Origin of the sequence: Mixta sp., assembly GCF_024610815.1 — a bacterium.
Taxonomy (GTDB): Bacteria; Pseudomonadota; Gammaproteobacteria; order Enterobacterales; family Enterobacteriaceae; genus Mixta; species Mixta calida.
Genome location: NZ_JANION010000126.1, coordinates 11,846 through 26,780, shown reverse-complemented (window position 1 = coordinate 26,780; position 14,935 = coordinate 11,846). Strand labels below are relative to the sequence as shown.

At 51.4% G+C, this 14,935-nt stretch carries 30 protein-coding genes; 29 read left to right on the top strand and 1 reads right to left on the bottom strand.

Annotated features, from left to right (window positions below):
- The 3 genes from MYY08_RS09165 to bfr all read left to right on the top strand — a co-directional run.
- The coding region (locus MYY08_RS09165) for an EF-Tu C-terminal domain-related protein (protein ID WP_288013943.1) at window positions 1–620 on the top strand (620 nt) is incomplete at its 5' end.
- Between the two features lie 174 nt (window positions 621–794).
- Complete coding sequence (gene bfd / locus MYY08_RS09160; RefSeq protein WP_038629751.1) at window positions 795–989, top strand: bacterioferritin-associated ferredoxin; 195 nt, start codon at window positions 795–797, stop codon at window positions 987–989.
- An 84-nt stretch (window positions 990–1,073) separates the two neighbouring features.
- Window positions 1,074–1,550 carry a bacterioferritin gene (gene bfr / locus MYY08_RS09155; RefSeq protein WP_038629753.1) on the top strand — a complete coding sequence of 159 codons (477 nt, stop codon included), beginning with the start codon at window positions 1,074–1,076 and terminating at the stop codon, window positions 1,548–1,550.
- On the opposite strand, the gene MYY08_RS09150 is transcribed toward bfr, so the two are convergent.
- Entirely contained in the window at window positions 1,534–2,316 is a 783-nt protein-coding gene (locus MYY08_RS09150) for a prepilin peptidase (protein WP_052133999.1), read from the bottom strand. The two genes, bfr and MYY08_RS09150, sit on opposite strands and share 17 nt — an antisense overlap.
- A 388-nt stretch (window positions 2,317–2,704) precedes the next feature.
- Here MYY08_RS09150 and rpsJ point away from each other — a divergent pair, with 388 nt between their 5' ends.
- From rpsJ to rpsD, 26 genes are all read left to right on the top strand, one after another.
- The gene (rpsJ, locus tag MYY08_RS09145; RefSeq protein ID WP_001181005.1) at window positions 2,705–3,016 is read left to right on the top strand and encodes a 30S ribosomal protein S10; all 312 of its coding nucleotides are present in this window, start codon (window positions 2,705–2,707) and stop codon (window positions 3,014–3,016) included.
- 32 nt (window positions 3,017–3,048) lie between these two features.
- Entirely contained in the window at window positions 3,049–3,678 is a 630-nt protein-coding gene (rplC, locus tag MYY08_RS09140; protein ID WP_038629754.1) for a 50S ribosomal protein L3, read from the top strand.
- Window positions 3,679–3,689: 11 nt separating this feature from the next.
- Entirely contained in the window at window positions 3,690–4,295 is a 606-nt protein-coding gene (gene rplD, locus MYY08_RS09135; protein ID WP_038629755.1) for a 50S ribosomal protein L4, read from the top strand.
- Window positions 4,292–4,594 carry a 50S ribosomal protein L23 gene (rplW, locus tag MYY08_RS09130; protein ID WP_038629756.1) on the top strand — a complete coding sequence of 101 codons (303 nt, stop codon included), beginning with the start codon at window positions 4,292–4,294 and terminating at the stop codon, window positions 4,592–4,594. Before rplD ends, rplW begins: the two co-directional genes overlap by 4 nt.
- Before the next feature lie 17 nt (window positions 4,595–4,611).
- Window positions 4,612–5,433: a 50S ribosomal protein L2 gene (gene rplB, locus MYY08_RS09125; RefSeq protein WP_038629757.1), complete on the top strand. Its 822-nt coding sequence runs from the start codon at window positions 4,612–4,614 to the stop codon at window positions 5,431–5,433.
- Between the two features lie 16 nt (window positions 5,434–5,449).
- Window positions 5,450–5,728 (top strand): 30S ribosomal protein S19, encoded by a 279-nt coding sequence (gene rpsS / locus MYY08_RS09120; protein ID WP_004929772.1) that lies wholly within the window; start codon window positions 5,450–5,452, stop codon window positions 5,726–5,728.
- 14 nt (window positions 5,729–5,742) lie between these two features.
- Window positions 5,743–6,075: a 50S ribosomal protein L22 gene (rplV, locus tag MYY08_RS09115; RefSeq protein ID WP_007891659.1), complete on the top strand. Its 333-nt coding sequence runs from the start codon at window positions 5,743–5,745 to the stop codon at window positions 6,073–6,075.
- A gap of 17 nt (window positions 6,076–6,092) precedes the next feature.
- A complete protein-coding gene (gene rpsC, locus MYY08_RS09110) occupies window positions 6,093–6,794 on the top strand; it encodes a 30S ribosomal protein S3 (RefSeq protein ID WP_038629758.1) in 702 nt (233 codons plus the stop codon).
- Between the two features lie 12 nt (window positions 6,795–6,806).
- A complete protein-coding gene (rplP, locus tag MYY08_RS09105) occupies window positions 6,807–7,217 on the top strand; it encodes a 50S ribosomal protein L16 (RefSeq protein WP_008927134.1) in 411 nt (136 codons plus the stop codon).
- Entirely contained in the window at window positions 7,217–7,408 is a 192-nt protein-coding gene (gene rpmC, locus MYY08_RS09100) for a 50S ribosomal protein L29 (protein WP_038629759.1), read from the top strand. Before rplP ends, rpmC begins: the two co-directional genes overlap by 1 nt.
- Window positions 7,408–7,662 (top strand): 30S ribosomal protein S17, encoded by a 255-nt coding sequence (rpsQ, locus tag MYY08_RS09095; protein WP_013510766.1) that lies wholly within the window; start codon window positions 7,408–7,410, stop codon window positions 7,660–7,662. Before rpmC ends, rpsQ begins: the two co-directional genes overlap by 1 nt.
- A 168-nt stretch (window positions 7,663–7,830) precedes the next feature.
- Window positions 7,831–8,202, top strand: coding sequence for a 50S ribosomal protein L14 (rplN, locus tag MYY08_RS09090; protein WP_038629760.1), 372 nt, complete (start codon window positions 7,831–7,833; stop codon window positions 8,200–8,202).
- Window positions 8,203–8,212: 10 nt separating this feature from the next.
- Complete coding sequence (rplX, locus tag MYY08_RS09085) at window positions 8,213–8,527, top strand: 50S ribosomal protein L24 (RefSeq protein ID WP_038629761.1); 315 nt, start codon at window positions 8,213–8,215, stop codon at window positions 8,525–8,527.
- A gap of 14 nt (window positions 8,528–8,541) precedes the next feature.
- Entirely contained in the window at window positions 8,542–9,081 is a 540-nt protein-coding gene (gene rplE / locus MYY08_RS09080; protein ID WP_038629762.1) for a 50S ribosomal protein L5, read from the top strand.
- 14 nt (window positions 9,082–9,095) lie between these two features.
- Window positions 9,096–9,401, top strand: a complete 306-nt coding sequence (gene rpsN / locus MYY08_RS09075; RefSeq protein WP_038629763.1) for a 30S ribosomal protein S14 — start codon at window positions 9,096–9,098, stop codon at window positions 9,399–9,401.
- 33 nt (window positions 9,402–9,434) lie between these two features.
- Window positions 9,435–9,827, top strand: coding sequence for a 30S ribosomal protein S8 (gene rpsH / locus MYY08_RS09070; RefSeq protein ID WP_017374146.1), 393 nt, complete (start codon window positions 9,435–9,437; stop codon window positions 9,825–9,827).
- Window positions 9,828–9,839: 12 nt separating this feature from the next.
- A complete protein-coding gene (gene rplF, locus MYY08_RS09065) occupies window positions 9,840–10,373 on the top strand; it encodes a 50S ribosomal protein L6 (protein WP_038629764.1) in 534 nt (177 codons plus the stop codon).
- A 9-nt stretch (window positions 10,374–10,382) separates the two neighbouring features.
- Window positions 10,383–10,736: a 50S ribosomal protein L18 gene (rplR, locus tag MYY08_RS09060; RefSeq protein WP_038629765.1), complete on the top strand. Its 354-nt coding sequence runs from the start codon at window positions 10,383–10,385 to the stop codon at window positions 10,734–10,736.
- Window positions 10,737–10,750: 14 nt separating this feature from the next.
- Window positions 10,751–11,251: a 30S ribosomal protein S5 gene (gene rpsE, locus MYY08_RS09055; RefSeq protein ID WP_038629766.1), complete on the top strand. Its 501-nt coding sequence runs from the start codon at window positions 10,751–10,753 to the stop codon at window positions 11,249–11,251.
- Between the two features lie 6 nt (window positions 11,252–11,257).
- Window positions 11,258–11,437, top strand: a complete 180-nt coding sequence (rpmD, locus tag MYY08_RS09050) for a 50S ribosomal protein L30 (RefSeq protein ID WP_004846568.1) — start codon at window positions 11,258–11,260, stop codon at window positions 11,435–11,437.
- Between the two features lie 3 nt (window positions 11,438–11,440).
- Entirely contained in the window at window positions 11,441–11,875 is a 435-nt protein-coding gene (gene rplO, locus MYY08_RS09045; RefSeq protein WP_038629767.1) for a 50S ribosomal protein L15, read from the top strand.
- A 7-nt stretch (window positions 11,876–11,882) separates the two neighbouring features.
- Window positions 11,883–13,214: a preprotein translocase subunit SecY gene (secY, locus tag MYY08_RS09040; protein ID WP_084970645.1), complete on the top strand. Its 1,332-nt coding sequence runs from the start codon at window positions 11,883–11,885 to the stop codon at window positions 13,212–13,214.
- Window positions 13,215–13,245: 31 nt separating this feature from the next.
- Window positions 13,246–13,362, top strand: a complete 117-nt coding sequence (gene rpmJ / locus MYY08_RS09035; RefSeq protein WP_004160566.1) for a 50S ribosomal protein L36 — start codon at window positions 13,246–13,248, stop codon at window positions 13,360–13,362.
- A gap of 145 nt (window positions 13,363–13,507) precedes the next feature.
- Window positions 13,508–13,864, top strand: a complete 357-nt coding sequence (rpsM, locus tag MYY08_RS09030; protein WP_008457189.1) for a 30S ribosomal protein S13 — start codon at window positions 13,508–13,510, stop codon at window positions 13,862–13,864.
- Between the two features lie 16 nt (window positions 13,865–13,880).
- Entirely contained in the window at window positions 13,881–14,270 is a 390-nt protein-coding gene (rpsK, locus tag MYY08_RS09025) for a 30S ribosomal protein S11 (protein ID WP_004160563.1), read from the top strand.
- Window positions 14,271–14,301: 31 nt separating this feature from the next.
- Window positions 14,302–14,922: a 30S ribosomal protein S4 gene (gene rpsD / locus MYY08_RS09020; RefSeq protein ID WP_038629769.1), complete on the top strand. Its 621-nt coding sequence runs from the start codon at window positions 14,302–14,304 to the stop codon at window positions 14,920–14,922.
- Window positions 14,923–14,935: the final 13 nt, after the last annotated feature.

Here is a 14,935-nt window from a genome sequence, read left to right as displayed (position 1 = left end):
TCATCGAGCTGGCTGGCCACCTGGATACCTACATCCCGGAACCAGAGCGCGCGATTGACAAGCCGTTCCTGCTGCCGATCGAAGACGTATTCTCCATCTCTGGTCGTGGTACCGTTGTGACCGGTCGTGTTGAGCGCGGCGTGATCAAAGTGGGTGAAGAAGTTGAAATCGTGGGTATCAAAGATACCGCGAAATCTACCTGTACCGGCGTTGAAATGTTCCGCAAACTGCTGGATCAGGGTCAGGCTGGTGAGAACGTCGGCGTTCTGCTGCGTGGCATCAAGCGTGAAGAAATCGAGCGTGGCCAGGTTCTGGCTAAGCCGGGCTCTATCAAGCCGCACACCCAGTTCGAATCAGAAGTGTACATCCTGTCCAAAGACGAAGGCGGCCGTCACACTCCGTTCTTCAAAGGCTACCGTCCTCAGTTCTACTTCCGTACGACTGACGTAACGGGCACCATTGAACTGCCGGAAGGCGTTGAGATGGTTATGCCGGGCGACAACATCAAAATGGTTGTTACCCTGATCCACCCGATCGCGATGGACGACGGTCTGCGTTTCGCAATCCGCGAAGGCGGCCGTACCGTTGGCGCGGGCGTTGTAGCACGCGTTATCGCTTAATTAGCGATAGCAGAGCGAAGGTTTTGGCTTTTGCTCAGTTAAAGAGGGCGCTTCGGCGCCCTTTTTTATTATTCCTTTCTGAACAGCCTGTCTCAATATCCTTACAAAGCCCAGGATTGAAATAAAAACCATTCTCATTTAGTATGCGCTCAGTAATTATACCGGAGCCGATAAATGTACGTCTGTCTGTGTAATGCGATAAGCGATAAAACCGTGCGTGAGGTTGTGCGTCGCTATCAGCCTAAATCTATCCAACAGCTGCGTCATTTCGTGCCGGTTGGAAAACAGTGTGGAAAATGCATCCGCGCCGTACGTGAAATCATGGATGAAGAGATGCAGCAACCGACGCTGTATAGAGAGATCGCCTGAAGATACCCACAGATTCACCATTGCTTTTTTGACTTCTTTCTAACCACATCTACGCTCTAATTAACTGGAAGCGGAGGAAAGAAAATGAAAGGCGATGCAAAGATCATAAGTCATCTGAATAAACTTTTAGGAAATGAAATAGTTGCGATCAATCAGTATTTTCTTCATGCGCGGATGTTCAAAAACTGGGGCTTGATGCGCCTGAACGACGTGGAATACCACGAGTCGATCGATGAGATGAAGCATGCGGATAAGTACATTGAACGCATACTTTTTCTGGAAGGCGTGCCTAATTTGCAGGATGTAGGCCGTCTGCGCATCGGCGAGGATGTGGAAGAGATGCTGCGCTGCGACCTGGCCCTTGAACTGGAAGGCGCCAAAGATCTGCGGGAAGCGATAGCCTGGGCCGATAAAATCTACGACTACGTCAGCCGAGATATGATGATCGAAATCCTCGCTGACGAAGAGCATCATATTGACTGGCTGGAAACCGAGCTGGACCTGATACAAAAAATGGGCATCCAGAATTATCTACAGGCGCAGATTAGAGAAGAAAACTAATATTCGCTTCCTGACTGTGCCAAACGAATACTGCCCAGCCTGCAAGAGATAAGCAGGGTCCAAAAGGCAGCTGGCGATCGGCGCCGGCGCCGCCTTTCTTTATCCCGCCATGCCAAAAAAGCAGCACGCCTCCCAACGCCGCGAACGTAGCGATAGCAGGCAAGGCCTGCCAGCCACACCAGGCGCCCAGCGCTGCAAACAGCTTCATATCGCCATATCCTAACCCCTCTCGTTGACGAAATAACCAGAATAGCCAGTAAAGCAACCACAGCGAAAGCCAACCCAGCAATGCTCCGCATACTGCTGTCGGCAGTTTCTCCTCGTTGAGCAGCAGATGGTAAAGCAAGCCAAGCCAGAGTAAGGGAAGCGTCAATATGTCGGGCAAGATCAAATATTGTTCGTCAATAAGGCTAAGCAGAAGGAGCGCCGCGCTTAGCAATAAGGTAAACATGAGCGCGGCGGGGGAGGGGACACGCCAGGCTGAAAGGCAGAAAAGCAGGCTGGCGAGTACCTCGACGGCAGGGAGCCGCCACGGAAGTTTGTGGCGGCAATAACGACATCTTCGATGCCAACGCATCCAGCTATAAAGCGGAATCAGATCGCCTGGCTGAAGCCGCTGCCGACAGACGGCGCAGCGGGAAGAAGGAAAAAATAGCCGTTGAAGCCACTGCCGTTCCGTCAGCTCCGGACGATAACGATCGGCTGCCAGACAAAGAAAGCTGCCTGTCACCAGTCCTGCCAGCCCGAAAATCAAAATGACCATCATGTAAAGTGCCTTCCTTAGAGAGAGATGAAAGGCCACAGCGTAAAGGGAGCATTTGAGGCTGTCGTCCGGCTTTAATGCATTGCCGAAAGCTGCGCGCAATAAATATCGCTGCGTTGCGCATTCTCCGGCCTATCGCTACGCCTGCTCCCACTTTTTCACTCTCATACTGCCTGACGGGTTGCTATCTGAACAAATTCCCGTATAATGCGCGGGCCTGCTGATATTGCAGGCGCGATTCGAGCAGAATCGCAGGCTTGTCGGATATCGACCGGCCTGACAATACTCCCGATTGGGGAGTTATATGCTGAACGATTACACTCCCCCATCAATCGTAATGGGTGCGAGGAGTAATTCTTTTCGTTTATAAAATAATTGGAGCTCTGGTCTCATGCAGAACCAAAGAATCCGTATCCGTCTTAAAGCGTTTGATCATCGTCTGATCGATCAATCAACCGCGGAAATCGTTGAGACCGCCAAGCGCACTGGTGCGCAGGTGCGTGGTCCGATCCCGCTGCCGACCCGCAAAGAGCGCTTTACCGTTCTGATCTCCCCGCACGTTAACAAAGACGCGCGCGACCAGTACGAAATCCGCACTCACAAGCGTCTGGTTGACATCGTTGAGCCAACTGAAAAAACCGTTGATGCTCTGATGCGTCTGGATCTGGCTGCCGGTGTAGACGTGCAGATCAGCCTGGGTTAATCAGGTCATCGAGCGATTGAGAGGTTGAAACAATGATTGGTTTAGTCGGTAAAAAAGTGGGTATGACCCGCATCTTCACTGAAGAAGGCGTATCTATCCCTGTAACCGTAATCGAAGTTGAAGCAAACCGTGTTACTCAGGTTAAAGGTCTGGACAGCGACGGCTACCGCGCAATCCAGGTTACCACCGGTGCGAAAAAAGCGAACCGCGTGACCAAACCTGAAGCAGGTCATTTTGCTAAAGCTGGCGTAGAAGCTGGCCGTGGTCTGTGGGAATTCCGCACCGCTGAAGGTGAAGAATATACCGTTGGCCAGGACATCAGCGTTGAAATTTTCGCTGACGTTAAAAAAGTTGACGTGACTGGTACGTCCAAAGGTAAAGGTTTCGCCGGTACTGTTAAGCGCTGGAACTTCCGTACCCAGGATGCTACCCACGGTAACTCCTTGTCTCACCGCGTTCCGGGTTCTATCGGTCAGAACCAGACTCCGGGCAAAGTGTTTAAAGGCAAAAAAATGGCAGGTCAGCTGGGTAATGAGCGTGTAACCGTTCAGAGCCTGGACGTAGTACGTGTTGACGCTGAGCGCAACCTGCTGCTGGTTAAAGGTGCTGTCCCGGGCGCAACCGGTAGCGACCTGATCGTTAAACCAGCTGTTAAGGCGTGAGGGGGCGAGGAATGGAATTAGTAATGAAAGACGCGCAAAGCGCGCTGACTGTTTCCGAAACTACCTTCGGTCGTGATTTCAACGAAGCGCTGGTACATCAGGTTGTTGTTGCTTACGCAGCTGGCGCCCGTCAGGGCACTCGTGCTCAGAAAACCCGTGCTGAAGTCACTGGTTCTGGCAAGAAGCCGTGGCGTCAGAAAGGCACCGGCCGTGCGCGTTCAGGTTCTGTTAAGAGCCCGATCTGGCGTTCAGGTGGTGTGACTTTCGCTGCGAAGCCGCAGGATCACAGTCAAAAAGTTAACAAAAAGATGTACCGCGGCGCGCTGAAAAGCATTCTGTCCGAGCTGGTACGTCAGGATCGTCTGATCGTTGTCGAGAAGTTCTCTGTAGAAGCGCCGAAAACCAAGCTGCTGGCACAGAAACTGAAAGATATGGCGCTGGAAGACGTGCTGATCATCACCGGTGAACTGGATGAAAATCTGTTCCTGGCTGCGCGTAACCTGTACAAGGTTGACGTGCGCGATGCAGCGGGTATCGATCCGGTTAGCCTGATCGCCTTCGACAAAGTCGTTATGACTGCTGACGCAGTTAAGCAAGTTGAGGAGATGCTGGCATGATCCGTGAAGAACGTCTGCTGAAAGTGCTGCGCGCGCCGCACGTTTCTGAAAAAGCGTCTACTGCGATGGAAAAAACCAACACCATCGTTCTCAAAGTTGCGAAAGACGCGTCCAAAGCAGAAATCAAAGCCGCTGTGCAGAAACTGTTTGAAGTTGAAGTCAAAGACGTCAACACCCTGGTCGTTAAAGGCAAGGTGAAGCGTCATGGACAGCGTATTGGTCGTCGTAGCGACTGGAAGAAAGCTTACGTCACCCTGAAAGAAGGCCAGAATCTGGACTTCGTCGGCGGCGCAGAGTAAGTCGGAGGAGAAGAACAATGGCAATTGTTAAATGTAAACCGACATCTCCGGGTCGTCGCCACGTAGTTAAAGTGGTGAACCCAGAGCTGCACAAGGGCAAACCATTTGCTCCGCTGCTGGAAAAAAACAGCAAATCCGGTGGCCGTAACAACAATGGCCGCATCACTACCCGTCACATCGGTGGTGGTCATAAGCAGGCTTACCGTCTGGTTGACTTTAAACGCAACAAAGATGGTATCCCGGCTGTTGTTGAACGTCTTGAGTACGATCCGAACCGTTCCGCGAACATCGCGCTGGTTCTGTACAAAGACGGCGAGCGCCGTTATATCCTGGCCCCTAAAGGCCTGAAAGCTGGCGACCAGATTCAGTCTGGCGTTGATGCTGCGATCAAAGCAGGTAACACCCTGCCGATGCGTAACATCCCAGTTGGTTCCACCGTGCATAACGTAGAAATGAAACCAGGCAAGGGCGGCCAGATTGCGCGTTCTGCTGGTACTTACGTGCAGATCGTTGCGCGTGAAGGTTCCTACGTAACCCTGCGTCTGCGTTCAGGCGAAATGCGTAAAGTCGAAGCTGACTGCCGCGCAACCCTGGGCGAAGTCGGTAACGCTGAGCACATGCTGCGCGTTCTGGGTAAAGCAGGTGCTGCCCGCTGGCGTGGTGTTCGTCCGACCGTTCGCGGTACTGCGATGAACCCAGTAGATCACCCGCACGGTGGTGGTGAAGGTCGTAACTTTGGTAAGCACCCGGTCACTCCGTGGGGCGTTCAGACCAAAGGTAAGAAGACCCGTAGCAACAAGCGTACTGATAAATTTATCGTACGTCGCCGTAGCAAATAATATTAGAGGATAAGCCATGCCACGTTCTCTCAAGAAAGGTCCTTTTATTGACCTGCACTTGCTGAAGAAGGTAGAGAAAGCGGTGGAAAGCGGTGACAAGAAGCCCCTGCGCACTTGGTCCCGTCGTTCAACGATCTTTCCAAATATGATCGGTTTGACCATCGCTGTCCATAATGGTCGTCAGCACGTACCTGTCTTTGTTTCCGACGAAATGGTTGGTCACAAGCTGGGTGAATTCGCGCCGACTCGTACTTATCGCGGTCACGCGGCTGATAAAAAAGCCAAGAAACGCTAAGGCAGGAGGAAGAGATGGAAACTATTGCTCAACATCGCCACGCTCGTTCTTCTGCTCAAAAGGTTCGCCTGGTGGCTGACCTGATTCGCGGTAAGAAAGTGTCGCAGGCTCTGGACATCCTGACCTACACCAACAAGAAAGCTGCTGTACTGGTCAAGAAGGTGCTGGAATCTGCCATTGCTAACGCCGAACACAACGATGGCGCTGATATCGACGATCTGAAAGTCGCGAAAATTTTCGTCGACGAAGGCCCAAGCATGAAGCGCATTATGCCGCGTGCGAAAGGTCGTGCAGATCGCATCCTGAAGCGCACCAGCCACATTACTGTGGTTGTGTCCGATCGCTGAGACTCTGGAGACTAGCAATGGGTCAGAAAGTACATCCTAATGGTATTCGACTGGGTATTGTTAAACCCTGGAACTCTACCTGGTTCGCTAATACCAAAGAATTCGCTGACAACCTGGACAGCGATTTTAAAGTGCGTCAGTTCCTGACTAAAGAACTGGCTAAAGCGTCTGTATCGCGCATCGTTATCGAGCGTCCGGCGAAAAGCATCCGTGTGACTATTCACACCGCTCGCCCAGGCATCGTTATCGGTAAAAAAGGCGAAGACGTAGAAAAACTGCGCACGGTCGTAGCGAATATCGCTGGCGTACCGGCACAGATCAATATCGCCGAAGTCCGTAAACCGGAACTGGACGCGAAATTGGTTGCTGACAGCATCACTTCTCAGCTGGAGCGTCGTGTGATGTTCCGTCGTGCGATGAAGCGTGCTGTACAGAACGCAATGCGTCTGGGCGCCAAAGGTATTAAAGTTGAAGTTAGCGGCCGTCTGGGCGGCGCGGAAATCGCACGTACCGAATGGTACCGCGAAGGTCGCGTACCGTTGCACACTCTGCGTGCTGACATTGACTACAACACCTCAGAAGCGCACACCACTTATGGTGTAATCGGCGTTAAGGTATGGATCTTCAAAGGTGAGATCCTGGGTGGTATGGCTGCTGTTGAACAACCGGAAAAACCGGCTGCTCAACCGAAAAAGCAGCAGCGTAAAGGCCGTAAGTAAGGAGAGTCGCTGATGTTACAACCAAAGCGTACAAAATTCCGTAAGGTGCACAAAGGCCGCAACCGTGGTCTGGCTGCCGGTACGGATGTGAGCTTCGGTACTTTCGGTCTGAAAGCTGTTGGCCGTGGTCGTCTGACTGCTCGTCAGATCGAAGCAGCACGTCGTGCTATGACCCGTGCAGTTAAGCGTCAAGGTAAGATCTGGATCCGTGTATTCCCGGACAAACCGATCACCGAGAAGCCGCTGGAAGTGCGTATGGGTAAAGGTAAAGGTAACGTGGAGTATTGGGTTGCCTTGATCCAGCCGGGTAAAGTCCTGTATGAAATGGACGGCGTACCGGAAGAGCTGGCCCGTGAAGCCTTCAAGCTGGCAGCAGCAAAACTGCCTATCAAAACCACCTTTGTTACTAAGACGGTGATGTAATGAAAGCAAAAGAGCTGCGTGAAAAAAGCGTTGAAGAGCTGAACACTGAGCTGCTTAACCTGCTGCGTGAGCAATTTAACCTGCGCATGCAGGCAGCGTCTGGCCAGCTGCAGCAGACCCATCTGCTGAAGAATGTGCGCCGTGATGTTGCACGCGTTAAGACTTTACTGACTGAGAAGGCGGGTGCGTAATGACCGATAAAATCCGTACTCTGCAAGGTCGTGTTGTTAGTGACAAAATGCAGAAATCTGCAGTTGTTGCTATCGAGCGTTTCGTGAAGCACCCGATCTACGGTAAATTCATTAAGCGTACGACTAAGCTGCACATCCATGACGAGAACAACGAATGCGGTATCGGCGACGTGGTTGAAATCCGCGAATGCCGTCCGCTGTCCAAGACTAAGTCCTGGACGCTGGTTCGCGTTGTAGAGAAAGCGGTTCTGTAATAGAATCCCCTTCTCTAAAAAATAAGATAAACGGCTCGCAAGAGCCGTTTATTTTTTCTACCCATCTGCGAGAACCGGTGTTATAATGCCGCGCCCTCAATTATGGGGCTTTCTAACGACCTGCAGTTTGGGTCCCGAAGTAGTAGTTGACATTAGCGGAGCACTAAAATGATCCAAGAACAGACTATGCTGAACGTCGCCGACAACTCCGGTGCACGTCGCGTAATGTGTATCAAGGTTCTGGGTGGCTCGCACCGTCGCTACGCAGGCGTAGGCGACATCATCAAAGTTACCATCAAGGAAGCAATTCCGCGTGGTAAAGTGAAAAAAGGTGATGTGCTTAAGGCGGTAGTGGTGCGCACCAGGAAGGGTGTTCGTCGCCCTGACGGTTCTGTCATTCGCTTCGATGGTAATGCATGCGTTATTCTGAACAATAACAGCGAGCAGCCGATCGGAACGCGTATTTTTGGGCCGGTAACTCGTGAACTTCGTAACGAAAAGTTCATGAAAATTATCTCCCTGGCACCAGAAGTACTCTAAGGAGCGAAGAATGGCAGCGAAAATCCGTCGTAATGACGAAGTTATCGTGCTGACCGGCAAAGATAAAGGTAAGCGCGGTAAAGTGAAAAATGTCCTGTCTTCTGGCAAGGTCATTGTTGAAGGTATCAACCTGGTGAAGAAACATCAGAAGCCGGTTCCGGCTCTGAACCAACCGGGCGGCATCGTTGAAAAAGAAGCTGCAATTCAGGTTTCTAACGTTGCTATCTTCAATGCGGCTACCGGTAAGGCTGACCGTGTAGGCTTTAGATTCGAAGACGGCAAAAAAGTCCGTTTCTTCAAGTCTAACAGCGAAACTATCAAGTAATTTGGAGTAGTACGATGGCGAAACTGCATGATTACTACAAAGACGAAGTAGTTAAGAAACTCATGACTGAGTTTGGCTACAATTCTGTCATGCAAGTCCCTCGGGTCGAGAAGATCACCCTGAACATGGGTGTTGGTGAAGCGATCGCTGACAAGAAGCTGCTGGATAACGCAGTAGCAGACCTGGCAGCCATCTCCGGTCAAAAACCGCTGGTCACCAAAGCACGCAAATCAGTTGCAGGCTTCAAAATCCGTCAGGGCTATCCGATCGGCTGTAAAGTAACTCTGCGTGGCGAACGCATGTGGGAGTTCTTTGAGCGTCTGGTCACTATTGCTGTACCGCGTATTCGTGACTTCCGCGGCCTGTCCGCCAAGTCTTTCGATGGTCGTGGTAACTACAGCATGGGCGTCCGTGAGCAGATCATCTTCCCAGAAATCGACTACGACAAAGTCGATCGCGTTCGTGGTTTGGATATCACCATTACCACTACTGCGAAATCTGATGATGAAGGCCGTGCTCTGCTGGCTGCCTTTGACTTCCCGTTCCGTAAGTAAGGTAGGGTTACTTAATGGCTAAGCAATCAATGAAAGCACGCGAAGTCAAGCGTGAGAAATTAGCAGACAAATTCTTCGCGAAACGCGCTGAACTGAAAGCGATCATTTCTGATGTGAACGCCTCCGACGAAGATCGTTGGAATGCTGTTCTCAAGCTGCAGAGTCTGCCGCGTGATTCCAGCCCGTCTCGTCAGCGTAACCGCTGCCGTCAAACAGGTCGTCCGCATGGTTTCCTGCGGAAGTTCGGGTTGAGCCGTATCAAGGTCCGTGAAGCCGCTATGCGCGGTGAAATCCCGGGTCTGAAAAAGGCTAGCTGGTAATTGTCACCAATTGAATCACGGGAGTAAAGACAGATGAGCATGCAAGATCCGATCGCGGATATGCTGACCCGTATCCGTAACGGTCAGGCCGCGAACAAAGTTGCGGTCACCATGCCTTCCTCCAAGCTGAAAGTGGCAATCGCCAACGTGCTGAAGGAAGAAGGTTATATTGAAGATTTCAAAATCGAAGGCGACATCAAGCCGGAACTGGAACTGACTCTTAAGTATTTCCAGGGTAAAGCTGTGGTAGAAAGCATTCAACGTGTTAGCCGTCCTGGCCTGCGCATCTATAAGAAAAAAGATGAGCTGCCGAAGGTAATGGCTGGACTGGGTATTGCTGTTGTTTCTACCTCTAAAGGTGTTATGACTGATCGTGCAGCGCGCCAAGCTGGTCTTGGTGGCGAAATTATCTGCTACGTAGCTTAATCGGAGGAAAAAATGTCTCGTGTTGCTAAAGCACCTGTCGTTGTTCCTGCCGGCGTAGAGGTAAAACTCAACGGTCAGGTTATTTCGATCAAAGGTAAAAACGGCGAGCTGACTCGTACTATCAATAATGCTGTTGAAGTTAAGCATGCTGACAACGCTCTGACTTTCGCTCCGCGCGAAGGTTTCGTTGACGGTTGGGCGCAAGCGGGTACTACCCGTGCGCTGCTGAACGCAATGGTTATCGGTGTTACCGAAGGCTTCACTAAGAAGCTGCAGCTGGTTGGTGTAGGTTATCGTGCAGCCGTTAAAGGCAACGTCGTGAATCTGTCACTGGGTTTTTCTCACCCGGTTGATCACGAACTGCCTGCAGGCATCACTGCAGAATGTCCGACTCAGACTGAAATCGTACTGAAAGGTGCTGATAAACAGCTGATCGGCCAGGTTGCGGCTGACTTGCGCGCCTACCGTCGTCCTGAGCCTTACAAAGGCAAGGGTGTTCGTTACGCCGACGAAGTCGTGCGTACCAAAGAGGCTAAGAAGAAGTAAGGTAACACTATGGATAAGAAATCTGCTCGTATCCGTCGTGCGACCCGCGCACGTCGCAAGATCAAAGAGCTGGGTGCTACTCGCCTGGTGGTACATCGTACCCCGCGTCACATTTACGCACAGGTCATCGCCCCGAACGGCTCTGAAGTTCTGGTTGCTGCTTCTACTGTAGAAAAAGCTATCTCTGAACAACTGAAGTACACCGGCAATAAAGACGCTGCGTCTGCTGTAGGTAAAGCTATTGCTGAGCGCGCGTTGGAAAAAGGCATCAAAGACGTTGCTTTCGACCGTTCCGGTTTCCAATATCATGGTCGCGTCCAGGCACTGGCAGAAGCTGCCCGTGAAGCTGGCCTTCAGTTCTAAGGTAGAGGTCTAAGATGGCACACATCGAGAAACAAGCTGGTGAACTGCAGGAAAAGCTGATCGCGGTAAACCGTGTATCTAAAACTGTGAAAGGTGGCCGTATTTTCTCCTTCACCGCACTGACTGTAGTGGGTGACGGCAACGGTCGCGTTGGTTTTGGTTACGGTAAAGCGCGTGAAGTACCGGCAGCGATCCAGAAAGCGATGGAAAAAGCCCGTCGCAACATGATTAACGTCGCGCTGACTAACGGCACCCTGCAGCACCCTGTTAAAGGTGCGCACACAGGTTCCCGTGTGTTCATGCAGCCGGCTTCTGAAGGTACCGGTATCATCGCCGGCGGTGCAATGCGCGCCGTTCTGGAAGTCGCTGGAGTTCATAACGTACTGGCTAAAGCGTATGGTTCTACTAACCCGATTAACGTGGTTCGTGCAACTATCGATGGCCTGGAAAATATGAAGTCTCCGGAAATGGTCGCTGCCAAGCGTGGTAAATCCGTTGAAGAAATTCTGGGGTAATTGACCATGGCAAAGACGATCAAAATTACTCAAACCCGCAGTGCAATCGGCCGTCTGCCTAAGCATAAGGCAACGCTGCTTGGCCTGGGTCTGCGTCGCATTGGCCACACCGTTGAGCGTGAAGATACGCCTGCTGTTCGCGGTATGGTTAACGCGGTTTCCTACATGGTTAAAGTGGAGGAGTAACAGATGCGTTTGAATACTCTGTCTCCGGCCGAAGGCTCAAAACAGGCGGGTAAACGCCTGGGTCGTGGTATCGGTTCTGGTCTCGGTAAAACCGGCGGCCGCGGTCACAAAGGTCAGAATTCTCGTTCTGGCGGTGGCGTACGTCGTGGTTTCGAAGGCGGTCAGATGCCTCTGTACCGTCGTCTGCCGAAATTCGGTTTCACTTCTCGCAAAGCAATGGTGACGGCGGAAGTTCGTCTGAACGAGCTGGCGAAAGTGGAAGGCGGTATCGTTGACCTGAATACGCTGAAAGCAGCGAACATCATCGGTACTCAGATCGAATTCGTGAAAGTGATTCTGTCTGGCGAAGTTTCTGCACCGGTAACGGTTCGCGGTCTGCGTGTCACTAAAGGCGCTCGTGCTGCAATCGAAGCTGCTGGCGGTAAAATTGAGGAATAAGTAGCAGATGGCTAAGCAACCAGGATTAGATTTTCAAAGTGCCAAGGGCGGTTTCGGCGAACTGAAACGCAGACTTTTGTTTGTCATCGGTGCGCTGATTGTATTCCGCATTGGCTCTTTTATTCCGATCCCTGGTATCGATGCCACTGTACTTGCCAAACTGCTTGAGCAACAGCGTGGCACCATTATTGAAATGTTTAACATGTTCTCTGGTGGTGCTTTAAGCCGTGCTTCTATCTTTGCTCTGGGTATCATGCCGTATATTTCGGCGTCGATTATTATCCAGCTGCTGACGGTGGTTCATCCCGCCCTGGCAGAAATTAAGAAAGAAGGGGAGGCTGGCCGTCGTAAGATTAGCCAGTACACCCGTTACGGCACTCTGGTATTGGCGATTTTTCAGTCGATCGGTATTGCTACCGGTCTGCCGAATATGCCTGGAATGCAGGGCCTGGTGATGAATCCGGGCTTTGCCTTCTATTTTACCGCTGTTGTGAGCCTGGTGACGGGAACCATGTTCCTGATGTGGCTGGGCGAACAGATTACTGAGCGGGGTATCGGCAACGGTATCTCCATCATAATCTTTGCGGGTATCGTTGCGGGTCTTCCGCCGGCCATTGGCCATACCATCGAGCAAGCGCGGCAAGGCGACCTGCACTTCCTTCTGTTGCTGTTGGTTGCAGTTCTCGTATTTGCAGTGACCTTCTTCGTTGTTTTCGTTGAGCGTGGTCAACGCCGCATTGTGGTGAACTATGCGAAACGTCAGCAAGGCCGTCGTGTCTATGCTGCGCAGAGTACACATTTACCGCTGAAAGTGAACATGGCAGGGGTTATCCCGGCTATTTTCGCCTCCAGCATTATCCTGTTCCCGGCCACCATTGCTTCTTGGTTTGGCGGCGGCACAGGATGGAACTGGCTGACAACTATTTCAATGTATTTGCAGCCAGGCCAACCGCTTTATGTGCTACTCTATGCGACTGCAATCATCTTCTTCTGTTTCTTCTATACGGCGTTGGTTTTCAACCCGCGTGAAACAGCAGATAACCTGAAGAAGTCTGGTGCATTTGTACCAGGAATTCGTCCGGGAGAGCAAACGGCGAAGTACATCGATAAAGTGATGACGCGTCTGACGCTGGTCGGTGCGCTCTACATTACTTTCATCTGCCTGATCCCGGAGTTCATGCGTGATGCGATGAAGGTACCGTTCTACTTCGGTGGAACCTCACTGCTTATCGTCGTTGTGGTCATCATGGACTTTATGGCTCAAGTGCAAACTCTGATGATGTCCAGTCAGTACGAGTCTGCATTGAAGAAAGCAAACCTGAAAGGCTATAGCCGCTGATCAGGCGCTTGAGAAGTTACGGAGAGTAAAAATGAAAGTTCGTGCTTCCGTCAAGAAATTATGTCGTAACTGCAAAATCATCCGTCGCGACGGCGTTGTACGCGTGATTTGCAGTGCCGAGCCTAAGCACAAACAGCGCCAGGGCTGATTTTCTCGCATATTTTTCTTGCAAAGTCGGGTTGAGCTGGCTAGATTAGCCAGCCAATCTTTTGTATGTCTGTGCGTTTCCATTTGAGTATCCTGAAAACGGGCTTTTCAGCATGGGGCGCATATATAATTTATAGGAGTGCATAGTGGCCCGTATAGCAGGCATTAACATTCCTGATCAGAAACATGCTGTGATCGCGTTAACTTCGATCTACGGCGTCGGCAAGACTCGCTCCAAGGCCATCTGTGCTGCTGCGGGTATCGCTGAAGATGTTAAGATCAGTGAGCTGTCTGAAGAACAAATCGACACGCTGCGTGACGAAGTTGCCAAATTTGTCGTTGAAGGTGATCTGCGCCGTGAAGTTAGCATGAGCATCAAACGTCTGATGGACCTTGGTTGCTATCGCGGTTTGCGTCATCGTCGTGGTCTGCCAGTGCGCGGTCAGCGTACTAAGACCAACGCCCGTACCCGTAAGGGTCCGCGCAAACCGATCAAGAAATAATCGGGGTGATTGAATAATGGCAAAGGCACCAGTTCGTGCACGTAAGCGTGTAAGAAAACAAGTCTCAGATGGCGTGGCTCATGTCCATGCGTCTTTTAACAACACCATCGTTACCATTACTGACCGTCAGGGTAACGCACTGGGTTGGGCAACAGCCGGTGGTTCCGGCTTCCGTGGTTCTCGTAAATCTACGCCGTTCGCTGCACAGGTTGCTGCTGAGCGTTGCGCAGAGGCCGTGAAAGATTACGGTATTAAGAACCTGGAAGTTATGGTTAAGGGTCCGGGTCCGGGTCGCGAATCTACCATTCGTGCTCTGAACGCCGCAGGTTTCCGCATCACGAACATTACTGATGTGACTCCGATCCCTCACAACGGTTGTCGTCCGCCGAAAAAACGTCGCGTATAACGCACGTTTTTAGGATAGTTGGAGAAAGAAAATGGCAAGATATTTGGGTCCTAAGCTCAAGCTGAGCCGTCGTGAGGGCACAGACTTATTCCTGAAGTCTGGCGTTCGCGCGATTGATTCCAAGTGTAAGATTGAACAAGCCCCTGGCCAGCATGGTGCGCGTAAACCGCGTCTGTCTGACTACGGCGGTCAGTTACGTGAAAAGCAAAAAGTTCGTCGTATCTACGGCGTGCTGGAGCGTCAGTTCCGTAACTATTATAAAGAAGCAGCACGTCTGAAAGGCAACACCGGTGAAAACCTGTTGGCTCTGCTGGAAGGTCGTCTGGACAACGTAGTTTACCGTATGGGCTTTGGCGCTACTCGTGCAGAAGCACGTCAGCTGGTTAGCCATAAATCTATCATGGTAAACGGCCGCGTTGTTAACATCGCTTCTTATCAGGTATCTCCGAATGACGTAGTCAGCATCCGCGAGAAAGCCAAAAAGCAGTCTCGCGTGAAAGCCGCTCTGGAGCTGGCTGAGCAGCGTGAAAAGCCAACCTGGCTGGAAGTTGATGCAACTAAGATGGAAGGTGTGTTCAAGCGTATTCCTGAACGTACCGATCTGTCTGCGGACATTAACGAACACCTGATCGTCGAGCTTTACTCCAAGTAAAGCTTAGTACCAA

Coding starts and splice junctions, on each gene's coding strand:
- bfd (WP_038629751.1), top strand. CDS start 795: ATGTACGTCTGTCTGTGTAATGCGATAAGCGATAAAACCGTGCGTGAG.
- bfr (WP_038629753.1), top strand. CDS start 1,074: ATGAAAGGCGATGCAAAGATCATAAGTCATCTGAATAAACTTTTAGGA.
- MYY08_RS09150 (WP_052133999.1), bottom strand. CDS start 2,316: ATGATGGTCATTTTGATTTTCGGGCTGGCAGGACTGGTGACAGGCAGC.
- rpsJ (WP_001181005.1), top strand. CDS start 2,705: ATGCAGAACCAAAGAATCCGTATCCGTCTTAAAGCGTTTGATCATCGT.
- rplC (WP_038629754.1), top strand. CDS start 3,049: ATGATTGGTTTAGTCGGTAAAAAAGTGGGTATGACCCGCATCTTCACT.
- rplD (WP_038629755.1), top strand. CDS start 3,690: ATGGAATTAGTAATGAAAGACGCGCAAAGCGCGCTGACTGTTTCCGAA.
- rplW (WP_038629756.1), top strand. CDS start 4,292: ATGATCCGTGAAGAACGTCTGCTGAAAGTGCTGCGCGCGCCGCACGTT.
- rplB (WP_038629757.1), top strand. CDS start 4,612: ATGGCAATTGTTAAATGTAAACCGACATCTCCGGGTCGTCGCCACGTA.
- rpsS (WP_004929772.1), top strand. CDS start 5,450: ATGCCACGTTCTCTCAAGAAAGGTCCTTTTATTGACCTGCACTTGCTG.
- rplV (WP_007891659.1), top strand. CDS start 5,743: ATGGAAACTATTGCTCAACATCGCCACGCTCGTTCTTCTGCTCAAAAG.
- rpsC (WP_038629758.1), top strand. CDS start 6,093: ATGGGTCAGAAAGTACATCCTAATGGTATTCGACTGGGTATTGTTAAA.
- rplP (WP_008927134.1), top strand. CDS start 6,807: ATGTTACAACCAAAGCGTACAAAATTCCGTAAGGTGCACAAAGGCCGC.
- rpmC (WP_038629759.1), top strand. CDS start 7,217: ATGAAAGCAAAAGAGCTGCGTGAAAAAAGCGTTGAAGAGCTGAACACT.
- rpsQ (WP_013510766.1), top strand. CDS start 7,408: ATGACCGATAAAATCCGTACTCTGCAAGGTCGTGTTGTTAGTGACAAA.
- rplN (WP_038629760.1), top strand. CDS start 7,831: ATGATCCAAGAACAGACTATGCTGAACGTCGCCGACAACTCCGGTGCA.
- rplX (WP_038629761.1), top strand. CDS start 8,213: ATGGCAGCGAAAATCCGTCGTAATGACGAAGTTATCGTGCTGACCGGC.
- rplE (WP_038629762.1), top strand. CDS start 8,542: ATGGCGAAACTGCATGATTACTACAAAGACGAAGTAGTTAAGAAACTC.
- rpsN (WP_038629763.1), top strand. CDS start 9,096: ATGGCTAAGCAATCAATGAAAGCACGCGAAGTCAAGCGTGAGAAATTA.
- rpsH (WP_017374146.1), top strand. CDS start 9,435: ATGAGCATGCAAGATCCGATCGCGGATATGCTGACCCGTATCCGTAAC.
- rplF (WP_038629764.1), top strand. CDS start 9,840: ATGTCTCGTGTTGCTAAAGCACCTGTCGTTGTTCCTGCCGGCGTAGAG.
- rplR (WP_038629765.1), top strand. CDS start 10,383: ATGGATAAGAAATCTGCTCGTATCCGTCGTGCGACCCGCGCACGTCGC.
- rpsE (WP_038629766.1), top strand. CDS start 10,751: ATGGCACACATCGAGAAACAAGCTGGTGAACTGCAGGAAAAGCTGATC.
- rpmD (WP_004846568.1), top strand. CDS start 11,258: ATGGCAAAGACGATCAAAATTACTCAAACCCGCAGTGCAATCGGCCGT.
- rplO (WP_038629767.1), top strand. CDS start 11,441: ATGCGTTTGAATACTCTGTCTCCGGCCGAAGGCTCAAAACAGGCGGGT.
- secY (WP_084970645.1), top strand. CDS start 11,883: ATGGCTAAGCAACCAGGATTAGATTTTCAAAGTGCCAAGGGCGGTTTC.
- rpmJ (WP_004160566.1), top strand. CDS start 13,246: ATGAAAGTTCGTGCTTCCGTCAAGAAATTATGTCGTAACTGCAAAATC.
- rpsK (WP_004160563.1), top strand. CDS start 13,881: ATGGCAAAGGCACCAGTTCGTGCACGTAAGCGTGTAAGAAAACAAGTC.
- rpsD (WP_038629769.1), top strand. CDS start 14,302: ATGGCAAGATATTTGGGTCCTAAGCTCAAGCTGAGCCGTCGTGAGGGC.